Origin of the sequence: Helicobacter pylori SA221C, assembly GCF_000476855.1 — a bacterium.
GTDB lineage: Bacteria > Campylobacterota > Campylobacteria > Campylobacterales > Helicobacteraceae > Helicobacter > Helicobacter pylori_DK.
Genome location: NZ_CBPT010000013.1, coordinates 16713 through 30006 on the forward strand (window position 1 = coordinate 16713; position 13294 = coordinate 30006).

13 protein-coding genes, 1 tRNA gene and 1 pseudogene are annotated in these 13294 nt (G+C 38.9%); 4 read left to right on the plus strand and 11 right to left on the minus strand.

Annotated features, from left to right (window positions below):
- Positions 1-241: 241 nt before the first annotated feature.
- The 8 genes from rpsI to fabD all read right to left on the minus strand — a co-directional run bounded on the left by rpsI (position 242) and on the right by fabD (position 8271).
- On the minus strand, positions 242-631 hold the full coding sequence (gene rpsI, locus QU01_RS06315) for a 30S ribosomal protein S9 (RefSeq protein ID WP_001227274.1): 390 nt from the start codon (positions 629-631) through the stop codon (positions 242-244).
- A complete protein-coding gene (gene rplM / locus QU01_RS06320; protein WP_000167672.1) occupies positions 628-1053 on the minus strand; it encodes a 50S ribosomal protein L13 in 426 nt (141 codons plus the stop codon). Before rplM ends, rpsI begins: the two co-directional genes overlap by 4 nt.
- 353 nt (positions 1054-1406) lie before the next feature.
- Positions 1407-1595, minus strand: coding sequence for a DUF5408 family protein (locus QU01_RS06325; protein ID WP_001178799.1), 189 nt, complete (start codon positions 1593-1595; stop codon positions 1407-1409).
- A 5-nt stretch (positions 1596-1600) separates the two neighbouring features.
- Entirely contained in the window at positions 1601-2953 is a 1353-nt protein-coding gene (locus QU01_RS06330) for an FAD-dependent oxidoreductase (protein WP_033762789.1), read from the minus strand.
- A 53-nt stretch (positions 2954-3006) separates the two neighbouring features.
- Positions 3007-4380: an SH3 domain-containing C40 family peptidase gene (locus QU01_RS06335; RefSeq protein ID WP_033762791.1), complete on the minus strand. Its 1374-nt coding sequence runs from the start codon at positions 4378-4380 to the stop codon at positions 3007-3009.
- A 19-nt stretch (positions 4381-4399) separates the two neighbouring features.
- Positions 4400-6442, minus strand: coding sequence for an RNA polymerase sigma factor RpoD (gene rpoD, locus QU01_RS06340; RefSeq protein WP_033762792.1), 2043 nt, complete (start codon positions 6440-6442; stop codon positions 4400-4402).
- A gap of 193 nt (positions 6443-6635) precedes the next feature.
- Positions 6636-7331, minus strand: coding sequence for a 5'-methylthioadenosine/adenosylhomocysteine nucleosidase (locus QU01_RS06345; RefSeq protein WP_033762793.1), 696 nt, complete (start codon positions 7329-7331; stop codon positions 6636-6638).
- 10 nt (positions 7332-7341) lie between these two features.
- A complete protein-coding gene (gene fabD, locus QU01_RS06350; protein ID WP_033762794.1) occupies positions 7342-8271 on the minus strand; it encodes an ACP S-malonyltransferase in 930 nt (309 codons plus the stop codon).
- Between the two features lie 130 nt (positions 8272-8401).
- Here fabD and QU01_RS06355 point away from each other — a divergent pair.
- The 3 genes and pseudogenes from QU01_RS06355 to QU01_RS06365 all read left to right on the plus strand — a co-directional run bounded on the left by QU01_RS06355 (position 8402) and on the right by QU01_RS06365 (position 10561).
- Positions 8402-8493, plus strand: a tRNA-Ser gene (locus QU01_RS06355).
- A 218-nt stretch (positions 8494-8711) separates the two neighbouring features.
- Positions 8712-9721: pseudogene (locus tag QU01_RS06360) on the plus strand (HTH domain-containing protein).
- Between the two features lie 3 nt (positions 9722-9724).
- Complete coding sequence (locus tag QU01_RS06365) at positions 9725-10561, plus strand: DNA-methyltransferase (protein WP_033762795.1); 837 nt, start codon at positions 9725-9727, stop codon at positions 10559-10561.
- A 6-nt stretch (positions 10562-10567) separates the two neighbouring features.
- Here QU01_RS06365 and futC1 read toward each other — a convergent pair whose 3' ends face one another.
- The 3 genes from futC1 to QU01_RS06380 all read right to left on the minus strand — a co-directional run bounded on the left by futC1 (position 10568) and on the right by QU01_RS06380 (position 12097).
- Complete coding sequence (gene futC1 / locus QU01_RS06370) at positions 10568-11008, minus strand: alpha-(1,2)-fucosyltransferase FutC1 (RefSeq protein ID WP_033762796.1); 441 nt, start codon at positions 11006-11008, stop codon at positions 10568-10570.
- A 37-nt stretch (positions 11009-11045) separates the two neighbouring features.
- The gene (locus QU01_RS06375) at positions 11046-11471 is read right to left on the minus strand and encodes an O-fucosyltransferase family protein (RefSeq protein ID WP_033763553.1); all 426 of its coding nucleotides are present in this window, start codon (positions 11469-11471) and stop codon (positions 11046-11048) included.
- Between the two features lie 95 nt (positions 11472-11566).
- On the minus strand, positions 11567-12097 hold the full coding sequence (locus QU01_RS06380; RefSeq protein WP_033762799.1) for a hypothetical protein: 531 nt from the start codon (positions 12095-12097) through the stop codon (positions 11567-11569).
- A gap of 72 nt (positions 12098-12169) precedes the next feature.
- Between QU01_RS06380 and QU01_RS06385 the strand changes: the two genes are divergently transcribed.
- The gene (locus tag QU01_RS06385) at positions 12170-13114 is read left to right on the plus strand and encodes a D-2-hydroxyacid dehydrogenase (RefSeq protein ID WP_033762800.1); all 945 of its coding nucleotides are present in this window, start codon (positions 12170-12172) and stop codon (positions 13112-13114) included.
- Positions 13115-13294 lie beyond the last annotated feature (180 nt).

Genomic DNA, 13294 nt, shown 5'->3' on the forward strand with positions numbered 1-13294 from the left:
TTGAAAAAACCGAATGATTTTGGGCGTTCAAATACCCAAGCGGGGGGGGTTAATCTTTTTGTCACACAAAAAAGCTAAAAACCTAAAAAAGACTGATGCGAGTTTTTGGGGCTTTGGCGTGTTTTTTTGGTGGTGGCGTAGTTATAGCTTATTTTGAAATTTTAATAAAACAAGAGAGAAAAAAAGCAGAAATGAAAGAGAGCCAAAGCCCCCCCAAAGGAGAGACAAAAAGAAATAAAAATTACCTTTTAGAGAATTGCGGGCTTCTTCTGGCCTTTCTTTTACCATATTTTTTGCGTTCAACCACCCTTGAATCCCTAGTGAGCAAGCCCTTAGGTTTTAAAATGGCTCTAAAAGCAATATCATAAGCGTTCAAAGCTTTAGAAATGCCATGCCTTAAGGCTTCCGCTTGCGCTGAGTAGCCCCCACCAAAAACCACCGCTTTAATATCCACAGATTGTTCTTGTTTGGTTAAAAGTAGGGGTTGCATGACCTTCATTTTAATGGCTTCATGCCCGCCTAACCATTGATTCAGGCTCTGCTCATTGATACTCAATCCGCCTTTACCCGGAGTGAGCCACACTTTAGCGATAGCGGTTTTTCTTTTACCGGTAGCATAGATTTTTCTCATTTATCGTCCTTTTTGCTAGTTTGTGCGGTGTGAGGGTGCTTATCATCACGATAAACTTTGAGTTTTTTAATCATCGCTTTCCCTAATTTCGTTTTAGGGAGCATGCCCCTAACGGCTAAGTGGTAGAGCTTTTCAGGGGCTTTTTCTAGCATTTCTTGGAGAGTCTTGCTCTTGGTGCTGCCAAAATAGCCTGAATGGGTAAAATACTCTTTATCCTCTAATTTCATGCCTGAAAATTTAACCTTATTGGCGTTGATAACCACCACAAAATCCCCACAATCCACATTAGGGGTGTAAAAAGGGCGGTGTTTGCCTCTTAAAAGCACAGCGATTTCAGTGATCAAGCGGCCAAAAACTTTGTCTTTAGCGTCTAAAACGACCCAATCACGAACGATGTCATTGACTTTAGCAGTCTTTGTCATGAGAATCCTTTGATAAAATTAAAGCGAATATTATAAGGAAATAAGCTTAAATATTGCTGAATTTAAGGAAAGTTTAAAGTTTGAAGATAGGGTTTTTTAAAAAATTTGTTTTATTGCTTTTGATTTTATTGTAAAACCCATTTCTTAAGCAAAACTCATTTTCTTAAAGGGATAGGGGGGTATTTTACAATAACCCTCCCCTACAACCCCCAACTAAAGACCCTCTAACCCCAAAAGACTGCTTTTAAAGAGGCTATCACTTGCTTTTCGCAAGCTCTTTTATTGTATTTATTTTAAAAAATACCTTTAAGCTTTTTTTAATTTTGTTACTCATGCTTAATAAGCCAAAGTCTTTATTTTTGCTTTTGGTTAAGCCTTTCTTCTATCTTTTTGATTTGTTGGCTCATTTTAGCGCTCGCGTTGATTTGATTGATGAGCATGTAAAGGTTTATCATCATCAAAAGCACCACCACAATCCCTAAAAAAAACACGATTTGAACGGCCTTTTTAGCGATTTCTCGGGCTTCTTGTTCGTTTTGCATGCGTTTTAATTTTCCAATTCTTCTGGGGATAAATCTTTATAAAAGCGTTCTAATTCAAAGCTCTCGCCCAAATACGCAGCGATTTCTTGGGAATCCACAAGGGCGTTTTGCAAGCAACTCGTCGCGCCTGGAGAAGGGGTCATGTTAAAAGTGATGCCCTTATGGGTGCAAATCTTTTTTTCGCCTAATTCCAGCTTTCGCTTGGTTCTGTCTAAAACTTGCGGGCGCACTTCGCCAAAACCATGAGCGTATTCTAAATCTTCTAGACTAAGAGAGGGGATGATTTTTTGAGCGTCTTTTAAAAATTTCCTTTTACCGATAATGGGCAATTCAAAAACCATGTTTTTAAACACATAATTACGGATTTCTTTATCGCTCATCAAATCAAACGCAATTTTAAACACATCTTTATTCAAATCCATTTTCAACAATTCCAAGCTAATACCCTTGAGCCAGCATTTGTTGCGCTCTAATTTAGGCATCGTTAAAGCGGTAGGCCCGATTCGTGTTTTTCCTTTAATGACAGCATCAGGGTCGCCATGCACGGCTGCAAAAGGGAGCTTGGGGTTTTGAACGGTATAAACCTTACCCCTTAATAAATCCGGCACAAAATAAAAGCTGCCCGCCACAGGCAAGCACCCTAAATCCAGGCCATAGCCCATGCTCTGAGCCAAAGGCAAAGCGTAAGAGCCGGCATTGACCAGCACGAATTTAGCATACACTTCTTCAGCATCTTCAGAAATTACGGCGTAAGTGTCGTTGCGTTTTTCAATCTTTTTCACTTTGAAATTCAAAAACACCTGGTTGTTAGGCCTTAATTTTAAAGCTTCTTCAACGAAGTTTTCACTCAACTTCGCAAAATTCATGGTGCTCCAATCTTTTTGATAACCATGCCCGACAATATTTTCATGCCTGTCTGTGCCATTAGCCCCTAAAATCACATTAGGCTCTAATTCTTTAATCTTTTGCTTGTCAAATTCTTCTAACCCCACAAAGATTTCTTTAAAGGATTCGTAGCGTTTTTTCATGAACTCGCATTCTTCATCGCCCACGCCTATAGCCATTTTCTGGGTTTCAAAAATTACTTCATTTTGCAAGCCTTTATTCAAAGCGTATTGCCTGGTCTTATAAGCGCTCAAACGCACTTTTTTAGCTTTTTCGGGAGTGTAATTCGTTTCAATAGAGCCATCATGAATGGTTTGCGAATTAGCCTTAGCGCTAGAGCTGATTTGAGCTAATTTAGAGCATTTTTCCACGATAGCCACGCGTTTTAAAGAGCTGTATTCGCTCAAAGTATAAAAGGTCGCGCACCCTGAAACCCCACCTCCAATAATAACGGCATCAAATTCCATACTCATTGTCTTTCTCCAAATGTTTTAAATTGATAAATCGTAATCATAGTATAAGAAAATCAATTCGCATTCAAAGGGCTTGAAGTTTTATTGACAAAATCTTTCAAATCGCTCATTCCAAGCACCCTGTCAATCAATAATTTCTTTTTAGAAAACGCCCCATTATGTTCTTCGGCTAACCATAATGAAGTGATCACCACGCCCCCTATTTTATGGCTCAAGGTTTTAAAATGCTTTTGGGTTTGCACCGACCAAATGCTGTGAGCGACTATCGCTTGATGGTTGTATGCGCCTAAATAGAGCATGATATGCCCTTTTAAATAGATGAGCGTTCCAAAAGGCGTGGCGTTTTTAAGGATATAGTCTTCTTTTTCTTTAGCTTTCATGGAGCTTAAATCCACATAATTGTTCGCGTAACGGCTTTGCGCGTAGGAATTTCTGGGGAGCAAAATACCAAAATTAGCAAAACTATCTCTGGTGAAAGCCGAGCAATCCCTATTACCCAATAGCCCCCCCCAGCCGTATTTTTGCCCTAGCATGGTGTCTATAAAATACGCCATGTTCTCGCTGTTAAAAGCCTTAGGGAAAACAAAAAAATCCTTTTCATCTAAGATCACGCTTTGTAAAGCTGCATAGCCCTTAGCGTCTCTCAAAAAACCATAGGCTTTCAATTCCTTTTTTTGGGGTTTTTGAGATGCGTTTTGACTTTGGGGGATGAGAGCGAACAATTCGCCCACCCTAGCATTGGTGTAAAAATCCCCATAGTCTGTATAAAGGGGGATTTTATCTTTTATAGGCATGACATAATCTTTAAGATGGGTTAAAAGCTCTATGTCTTTATCGCGCATGTAGGCTAAATCGCTAACTTTGATCCAACCATAAACAAAACTGCTTTGAATGTGGGCGTAAGTTTTGTCCGTGTTGAAATGCGTGACTAAAACCGGCGTGCCTTGAAAAATCAGCGAATTTTGATACCTGTCAAAAGGATAGCCTTTTGGAGAAAGATAAAAAGGTTTGTTAGTAGGCACAGCCCTTACATCGCTATCTCGCGCTACAACAGCCCTAATCTTAGCGCTCGGGTAATGCTCAATATCCATGCTTTTAATAAGCTCATCATTGAAAGCTTTTGCGTTGGGTTTTAGATCTTCGCCATAACCGGTGGATTTATTCATCTCCTTAAGGATCCAAAACACTTCTTTTTTATTGCTTTTGACTTTTGCATCTAGCCATGGGGAATACCACGCTTTGAGGTAGCTCTCTTTTAGATTTTCTCTTAACGCTTGGGGGTCAATGCTTTGGTTATTATGACTGCCATTTTGAGAGCTTGCAAGATAGCTTGAAGCCTCTTGGGGCAAGGATAAATCTTTGAGCGTGAAATCCTTTTTCATGCAACCCACAAACAAAAACAAGAAAACTACAAGAAAATAACGCATGCTTTAGAGAACCTTAATGTCAAATGCGCAAATAGTTTCTTAAAATGCGCCCGTATTGCGGGCTTCTCAATTTTTTGATCGCAGAGCTTTCAATCTGGCGCACCCTTTCTCTAGTAACATTCAATTCCTTGCCGATTTCTTCTAAAGTTCGATCGCTTTCATCGTCTAAAAGCCCAAAACGCATGCGGATCACCGCTTTTTCTCGCTCATTCAACTGATCCAAAACGCTTTCAATTTGCGCTTTTAAATCTTCTCGCATGATGTGATCAATGGAGCTAACGATATTCTTATCTTCCACGAAATCCCCAAATTTGCCGTCATCATCATTGCCGACTGGGGTTTCCAAACTGATAGGCTCTTTAGTCACCTTAATCACATTCTTCACTTTATCTAACGAAAGCCCCACTTCTTCAGCCACCACTTCCAAATCAGGCTCTTTGCCGGTTTCTTGAATGTGTTTGCGCATGACTTTATTGATGCGATTAATCGTGTCAATCATGTGAATGGGGATGCGGATAGTGCGGGCTTGATCGGCTATGGCTCTGCTGATAGCTTGTTTGATCCACCAGGTCGCATAGGTGGAAAACTTGAAGCCCTTTTCATGCTCAAACTTATCCACCGCCTTCATCAAGCCAATATTACCCTCTTGAATCAAATCCAAGAATGGTAAGCCTCTGCTCGTGAATCGTTTAGCGATACTCACCACTAATCTTAAATTGGATTTAGCCATTTTGTTTTTAGCGCGATCGGAAATCAATTTCCCTCTTTTGATTTGCTCTAAAATTTCTTTTAGCTTGTTGGGGGCTAAATCAAAGCCTTCTTCGCTCGCTTCTTTAGTCAAAAAAAGCTTTTTAAGATCCATATACACGCTCACCATAGTCGCTTCTGGCACTTGAGCGATAATATCTTCTTTAGTCATGTTAGTGATATTAGCAAGGATTTTTTTATGGTTAGCGATGAGAGTGTCATTGAATAAGGGTAGTTTGTATTCCAAGCGTTTCAACTCTTTTTCAAACCCATCGCCGCTTTTTAAAGTGGTTTCCATCGTTTTGACTAATTCATTAATCAGTTTGCTAGTAGGTTCTAAGTCATAGAGTCTGTCTTTGAGCGTTTGGCGTTTGTAAGCTAGGGTCAATAAACGCACCAATTCGTCTTCTTTTTCATCTATGGGGGCTTCAAGGGCTTTAAGCCATTCTTTTTTAGCTTTGTCTAGAGCTTTAAAGCTTTCTTGAACCTTTTCTACGCGCTTCTTGTCTTTTTCAGAAACGACTTTTTTCCTTTCTTCGTTTTCTTCATCTTCTTCGCTATCGTCATCTTTTTTAGAATCGCTCACGCTATTTTCATCGTCATCATCAAAGCTCCTGAAAAGCTCTTTAACCCTTCTTTCACGATTGATTAAAGCGTCTTTATACGCATAGATAAAATCAATCAAATACGGCACCGAGCAAATCGCGTCTAAAATAATGTCTTCGCCCAAGCGGATTTGCTTGCTCAATTCAATCTCTTCATCTTTGCTTAAAAGTTTTATATCCCCCATCTCGCGCAAATACATGCGCACCGGGCTATCGCTTCTGCTCCACTCTAAAAAATCCTTTTCTTTCAAAAAGTCATAGCCATCTTCTAATTCTTCATCTAAAACTTTTTGTTTTTCTTCGGTGTTTTTAATCTTGTCAATCGCATTGAGTTTTTTAGCGTATTCTGAAGAGCTGACCAATTTCTTTTGGTATTTTTGGCACAATTCTTTGATTTTTTTGATTTGGGCTAGAGTGGGGACTTTCGCGCTGATTTGAATGATAGACTCATAAGAAACGCAATCGCTTAAGGAATTAGCGAACAACTCTTCTAACGCTTCATTAAAACTAAGCTTTTTAACAGGAACAGGTTCTTTCGCTTTAGCTTCTTTGATTTTGCTTTCTTTGGTTTTATTTTCTTTAATTTTGCTCTCTTTGGCTTTATTGTTTTCTTTAATTTTGTTTTCTTGTTTAATTTCTTGTGTGGCTTCTGCTTTGGCTTCTGTTTTAGCTCTTTTGGGGGCTTTTTCTTCGTTAGCTTTCTTTTTCATTGGACACTCCATAAATAAAGAACCCATGCTTTCAATCAAAAGCCAGGTCTATAAGATAGGATACACCTAATCCTTTGCTATTTTACTAAAAAATAGCTTAAATTCTAATTATAAAATGAGTTTAAAATAAAATTTAAAACCCCCATTCTTTAAAAATAGGGTTTTAATGGTTTGCGTTTGGTAAAAACAAGCCCTAAAGCTTATCCACCATGCTTTTTAAGAATTTCGCTGAAGTTTGAGCGCTTTTTTCTAAAAACGCATCAAAGCTCATGTTAGCTTCCTCATCAGCGTTATCGCTAATGCTCCTTAGCACACAGCATGGCACGCCAAATTTTTGGCACACAAACGCCACGCTCGCTCCCTCCATTTCCACCGCGCTCGCCTTAAACTCGCTAACTAAAAATTCTTTCCTTTCTTTGCTATGCACAAACTGATCGCCTGATGCGATGACGCCTTCTTTGAGCGCGATATGCTGCTCATTAGCGACTTTTTTAGCCAAAGCGTTCAAACTTCCGCTCGTTTCAATAAAAATCGCGCTTTCGGGGATGAACCCTAAAGGGTGATCAAACGCGCTCAAATCCACATCATGCTGGACTAATTGAATAGCCACCAACAAATCATTGATTTTTAAATCTTTAACCAAGCTTCCAGCCACCCCGCTAAAAAGCACTTTTTGAACGCCAAACGCTAAAATCATGCTCGTTGTGGTTAAAGTGGAATGCACCTTGCCAATTTTGCTATAAGCGACAATGATTTCCTTATTATGATAAACGCCTTTATGGAAAACATTCCCCCCTAAAGGGATCTCTTCAAAACCCACGCCAAACAATTCTAAAATAGGGGTTATTTCTTCTCTCATCGCCCCTAAAATGCCAATTTTTTGCACCATTTTCTCCCAATCACACGTATTCTTCTAAAAATTCAATGGCTTCATCAAGTCCTTTATTATCCCCCACGCTTATGGTAGGCTTATTGCTCAATCGCTTGTTAAGCCCCTTTAACACACTCCCACAGCCTAATTCAAAAAAGACATCCACTCGGTCATTATTGGATTTCACGCAGTCTTGATAACGCACCGGTTGAGTGAGTTGCAAGCTCAACAATTCAACGGCTTTGGCTTTGTTGTGATACGCTTCATTAGTCGCATTGGAGATGATTTCAAAATGGAATTTATCTTTCAGGCTTTTTTCTAGCAATTCCTGGAATTTAAAAATCATAGGCTCTAAAAAAGGGCAATGGCTCGCCACGCTCATTTCTAAAAAAACCACTCTTTTAGCCCCCATTTCCTTTAATGTCGGCTCTAGGGCTTTCAGATCGTCTTTAATCCCGGCTAAAACCACTTGCATGCCGCCATTGAAATTCGCGCACCACACATTTTTAGTTCTTTGACACAAGCTCAAAAGGCTTTCTTCAGAAACGCCCAAAACGACCATCATGGAAGCGTCTTTATTCGCGCACGCTTCTTGCATCATTTTACCTCTTTGGTGCGTGAGTTTAAGGGCTTTTTCAAAATCCAACGCCCCGCTCAAAGACACCGCACTCACTTCGCCGAGCGAATGCCCTAAAGCAAAAACGGGTTTTAACCCCCCATTCACTTGCTTGTTGAGCAATTGGTAAGCGATACAGCTCACCAAATAAATGGCAGGCTGGGTGTAAGCGCTCTCTTTTAAAAGCTCGTTTTCTTCAAAAAGCGTTTTTTTCATATCCACTTTAAGCGCGTTAGAAGCCCTTTCAAACAATTCTTTAGCTAGGGTGTGACTCTCATAGAATGATTTTCCCATTCCTATACATTGCGAGCCTTGCCCTGGAAATAATAGCGCGTATTGCATTGGTGTTATCCTTTAAATTTTATTAATCCATAATTTGAGATTGTAATATAAAAGCCCTTAGTTTTGTTTAGAAACCATTAAAGTTTAAGGTTTATTTTAACTTATTTTTACTATAATTCTACTTTTTAAAGGACAGGTGGGTGAGTTGGCTGAAACCACATCCCTGCTAAGGATGCGTAGCCGTCAAGGTTACCGAGGGTTCGAATCCCTCCCTGTCCGCCAGCCTTTTTGCCTTTAAAAACTTTTTGTTTAGAATGTATTAACGAGACACCATAGTTTCTAAGCATTCCTTTTACGACACTCCTTTTACAGATTTTACAAATACAAATTTTAGGTTGGGTGAAGAGAGACACCCAGCCTAAACCCTATCAATCCACTGCGGTATTTTCAAACATTTTGAGTATAATCGTTTCTGATCATAATCACAAAAAAGAAAGAACATGACTTACATAGAATTAGGTAAAAAAGTTTTAGAACAAGCAGAGAGGCCTTTGAGCGTTAAAGAAATTTTTGAGAAAGCTTGTGAAATGGGATTGGATAAAGAATGCAACGACGGAAAAATACTTTCTCATAGTCTTGGAAGTCAGCTTGGTGAACACGATATTTCTAACGATAAGAAGCAATTCTATGTTGCACGCAAAGAGGGAGGAGCCTTTTTCTATTGGCTCAAATCTCGTGAAAGAGAATTTCCTCCACAAAAACCCTAGATGCTAAAGAAGAAGATGATGAACAGAGCGAGTGTTCAGGCACAGCCAAAAAACAAAAAACCTCTTTTGATGAAAGGGATTTGCACCCACTGCTTGTGAAATTCCTTGATGAAGATCCAAATTTCAAGCTTCTATGCAAAACCATCCGCCATCAAGAATGTAAAAAAGGCAAAGGGGGCGAATGCAAATGGAATTATCCTGACATCGTGGGCGTGTATTTTCCCTATAATAAATATTTTCCCTATAATGGATATAAAGAAGAAACTTTGAAATTTTTACACCATACCGGTCAAAAAAGACACAAGCTTTTTTCCTTTGAGCTTAAAAAAGAGCTTAGTTTTTCCAATTTAAAAGAGAGCTATTTTCAAGCGGTGAGCAATTCTACTTGGGCTAATGAGGGGTATTTGGTGGTTTTTGGGATTAAAGATAAATATAAAGATAAAGTTTTGGATGAATTAAAACGACTCAACCAAAGCTTTGGTATAGGGGTTATCAAGCTAGAATCTGAGATTTCAAACTCCAAAATCTTGTTGCCAGCTAAAGAAAAAGAGATTGATATACCCACACTTAACATGCTTATAGAACAAAGTTCGAAGGATTTTAAGCCTTTTATGGAAAAGATTAACAAGCAAATTGAAAAAGGACTTGATACGGCAGTGGATATGGGGGAGTTTTTTGATGAAGTGCTTGATGATGAAGCAATGCAAAAATACATTGAAAAGAAAGGCATTAAAGCAGAATAAAAAATGGGAGCGCTTTATCTTTCTTACCCCATTTTTAAAAGCGCAGACGAGCTTTTCACCCTTTATCAAGGGGATTGCAATGAGGTTTTGCCCCAATTTGAAAATGCTTTTGATTTGATTTTTGCCGATCCGCCTTATTTCCTTTCTAATGACGGCTTAAGCATACAGAGCGGTAAAATCGTGAGCGTCAATAAAGGCGATTGGGATAAAGAAAATGGGATTAACGATATTGATGAGTTTAATTACCAGTGGATCAACAACGCCAAAAAGGCTTTAAAAAATACAGGGAGTCTTTTAATCAGCGGGACTTACCACAATCTTTTTTCTTTGGGGCGTATTTTACAAAAATTGGATTTTAAGATTTTAAACCTCATCACTTGGCAAAAAACCAACCCTCCTCCCAATTTCAGCTGCCGTTATTTGACGCATTCGGCTGAGCAAATCATTTGGGCGAGGAAAAGCCGCAAGCATAAGCATGTTTTTAATTATGAGGTTTTAAAAAAGATCAATAATGATAAACAAATGCGTGATGTGTGGAATTTCCCAGCGATTGCTCCTTGGGAAAAAGTTAATGGCAAGCATCCCACTCAAAAACCCATCGCTTTATTAGTGCGCTTGCTTTTAATGGCGAGCGATGAAAATTCCCTCATTGGCGATCCTTTTAGCGGGAGCTCCACCACAGGCATTGCGGCCAATCTTTTGAAAAGGGAATTTATCGGCATAGAAAAAGAAAGCGGATTTATCAAAATATCCATGAACAGAAAATTAGAATTAGACGCTCGCTATAAAGAAATCCGATCTAAAATCAAAGATTTAAATCTTATAAGCCCTTTTTTTTAAGCCGCTTTAAGCGTTATACTTTTGGGATTTTACCTCAAAATGGGATTCTATCTTCACCCATTCCTTACAAAGGATATTTTCATGCCCAAAAAGCCAGTGTTTAGGGCCAATGATGATTTTTTCTGGATTGTTTATCAAATAAGCCGCCCACCAACTATAAGTGCTGTTAGCGATAATGCCATGCTTGCAAGATTGCATGAGCAGCATGTCCCAATACGCCTCTTCGTCTTTATCCCTAGTGGTCATGTCCATAAAAGGGTAGCCAAGATCAAGATTTTGCGTGAATTCTAAATCTTCGCAAAACACAAAAAGCTCCATGTTTGGCACGCGCTTTGCCATATACTCAAGCGCCTTTTTTTGATAATCAATACCAAGCTGACAGCCAATCCCCACATAATCCCCTCTTCTTATATGCACAAACACGCTGTTTTTAGCGGCTAAAATCAAAGAAAGCTTGCGGTGGTATTCTTCCTCTTTTTTTTTATTATTTCCATTTTCGGGGGGGGGGGGGGGTAGGGGTGAAGGTTTGCTTGATTAAAGGGGATATAGCATCAAAATATCGTGGATCTTGGAAATAGCCAAAAAAATAAGTCAAGCGGCTTGGCTTTAGTAATTTAGGCTCGTATTCAAAAACGATTTCTTGACTCACCCTATCAAACCCCATGCATTTGAGCGCGTCTCTTACTAACTTGGGGAGGTGTTGCATTTTAGCTATAGCGATTTCTTTTTCACTCGCATAGGGTAAATCAATAGGGAAAAGCTCTAATTGCATTTTCCTATTGCTCCAATCAAAAGAAGTAGTATCCAATAGCACGGGCGTATTAAGGTGTTTTTGCAAACTTTTAGCGAAAGCGTATTGAAACATTTGATTCCCAAGCCCCCCACAAATTTGCACCACCTTAAAAGCCATTCAATCCCTTTATATTGTCAAATGAAACGCTCATTTTAGCTCATTTTAAAGCCCTTTTTCAATAAAAACCCAAAAAGTGGGGTAACGCTTTCAAATCATTTGAATTTTTTATTTGAAAAAGACGCGTATGAGGGTTCTAGCAAGCGTTCTTGGTATTCTAAAAGAATCCTGTCTTCGCTATTGAGCGAGTAGGCTTCATCGTATTTGCGCTTGATGATGCCTTTTAAAATGGTGTGCTGGACTTGGTATTTATCTTCTTTAAGCATTTCATCGACTAAAGCGTAAAGCTGAATGTCTTGAATGAGTAAATCTGAAATTTTAACGCTCTCTTTATCAAACAATTCTTCATTAGCGCAATATTCATTCACTAAAATAAGCACTCGGCTATACACATCCGATGCGATTTTAACGTTTAGGGTCCTATAAATGTAATCTTTGATTTTTTTGAGTTGCTCTTCTAAATCTTCACTGGCCTTGCTCGCTAAGGCTAAAATACTTAAAATTTGAACTAGAGTCATCATTTTATGGCTTAAAGAGCGGGTGCGCCATTTAATGAGAAGGCGCATGAAATAAGACATTTTGATAGAAAGGCTACAGGGGAGGGTGTTTTTCTTGGGTTTTGACATGCTTAGTTTCTTTTAAAAAAGGATTTTGTGGTTTAATTATATAACTTTAAAATTAAATCTAGGAGTATAGAGATGAAAACATTCAAAAAAGGCGTGGTATTAGACGCTAAAAGCGTGGGGTTAAAAGCGCTAGAAGTTTTAAAAGAAGTAGCGGATTTTGATTTTTATGGGGTTACTTCGCCCAGTCAAATCATTGAACGATCAATTGAAGCTGAAATTATGGTATTGAATAAAGTCGTTATCACCCAAGAGGTTTTAAGCCAATTGCCCAAACTCAAACTCATTTGCATCACCGCTACAGGCACGGATAATGTGGATATAAAAAGCGCGAAAGCTTTAGGCATAGAAGTCAAAAATGTGAGCGCTTATTCTACAGAATCCGTAGCCCAGCACACTTTAGCGTGCGCGTTGTCTTTGTTGGGGAGGATCAATGATTACGATCGTTACTGCAAAAGCGGGGAATATAGCCAAAGCGATATTTTTACGCACATTAGCGGTATGAAAATGGGGCTTATTAAAGGGGGTCAATGGGGGGTTATTGGTTTAGGAACTATCGGTAAAAGAGTCGCCAAACTCGCTCAAGCTTTCGGGGCAAAGGTGGTGTATTATTCCCCTAACGATAAAAAAGAAGAGTATGAGCGCTTGAGTTTAGAGGAATTGCTTAAAACAAGCGATATTGTCAGCATTCATGCCCCCTTAAATGAAAGCACGCGCGATTTAATCGCTCTGAAAGAATTGCAAAGCCTAAAAGAAGGGGCGATTTTAATCAATGTGGGGCGTGGGGGCATTGTGAATGAAAAGGATCTGGCTGAAATTTTAGAAACCAAAGATTTGTATTACGCGAGCGATGTGTTTGTGAAAGAGCCTTTTGAAAAAGATCATGCGTTTTTGAACCCAAAGATCCAAAATAAATTGCTTTTAACCCCCCACATTGCATGGGCGTATAGCGACAGCTTGAAAACCTTAGTAGAAAAAACCAAAGAAAATATCCAGGATTTTTTAGCTTCCCAAAAATAAAAGTAGAATTTTATGGAGAGGGTTTGATTGTTTGAGTTTTTTTACTGCTAACGTTTAATGTTTTTGAGTATGGCATGATAAAAAAGCTCAAAGCATTTTTTTAATGTAATGCAAAATAAAAGAGTTTGTTTTAATCAAGCGATGATTTCTTAAATAGAAAAGAAAAGCCTTTGAGTAACC

What these genes read in the sequence shown, in the direction of transcription:
- QU01_RS06330 (WP_033762789.1), bottom strand. Translation starts at nt 2,953, where the DNA reads ATGAGTATGGAATTTGATGCCGTTATTATTGGAGGTGGGGTTTCAGGG.
- rpsI (WP_001227274.1), bottom strand. Translation starts at nt 631, where the DNA reads ATGAGAAAAATCTATGCTACCGGTAAAAGAAAAACCGCTATCGCTAAA.
- QU01_RS06335 (WP_033762791.1), bottom strand. Translation starts at nt 4,380, where the DNA reads ATGCGTTATTTTCTTGTAGTTTTCTTGTTTTTGTTTGTGGGTTGCATG.
- QU01_RS06385 (WP_033762800.1), top strand. Translation starts at nt 12,170, where the DNA reads ATGAAAACATTCAAAAAAGGCGTGGTATTAGACGCTAAAAGCGTGGGG.
- rpoD (WP_033762792.1), bottom strand. Translation starts at nt 6,442, where the DNA reads ATGAAAAAGAAAGCTAACGAAGAAAAAGCCCCCAAAAGAGCTAAAACA.
- QU01_RS06375 (WP_033763553.1), bottom strand. Translation starts at nt 11,471, where the DNA reads ATGGCTTTTAAGGTGGTGCAAATTTGTGGGGGGCTTGGGAATCAAATG.
- rplM (WP_000167672.1), bottom strand. Translation starts at nt 1,053, where the DNA reads ATGACAAAGACTGCTAAAGTCAATGACATCGTTCGTGATTGGGTCGTT.
- QU01_RS06380 (WP_033762799.1), bottom strand. Translation starts at nt 12,097, where the DNA reads ATGTCAAAACCCAAGAAAAACACCCTCCCCTGTAGCCTTTCTATCAAA.
- QU01_RS06345 (WP_033762793.1), bottom strand. Translation starts at nt 7,331, where the DNA reads ATGGTGCAAAAAATTGGCATTTTAGGGGCGATGAGAGAAGAAATAACC.
- QU01_RS06325 (WP_001178799.1), bottom strand. Translation starts at nt 1,595, where the DNA reads ATGCAAAACGAACAAGAAGCCCGAGAAATCGCTAAAAAGGCCGTTCAA.
- QU01_RS06365 (WP_033762795.1), top strand. Translation starts at nt 9,725, where the DNA reads ATGGGAGCGCTTTATCTTTCTTACCCCATTTTTAAAAGCGCAGACGAG.
- fabD (WP_033762794.1), bottom strand. Translation starts at nt 8,271, where the DNA reads ATGCAATACGCGCTATTATTTCCAGGGCAAGGCTCGCAATGTATAGGA.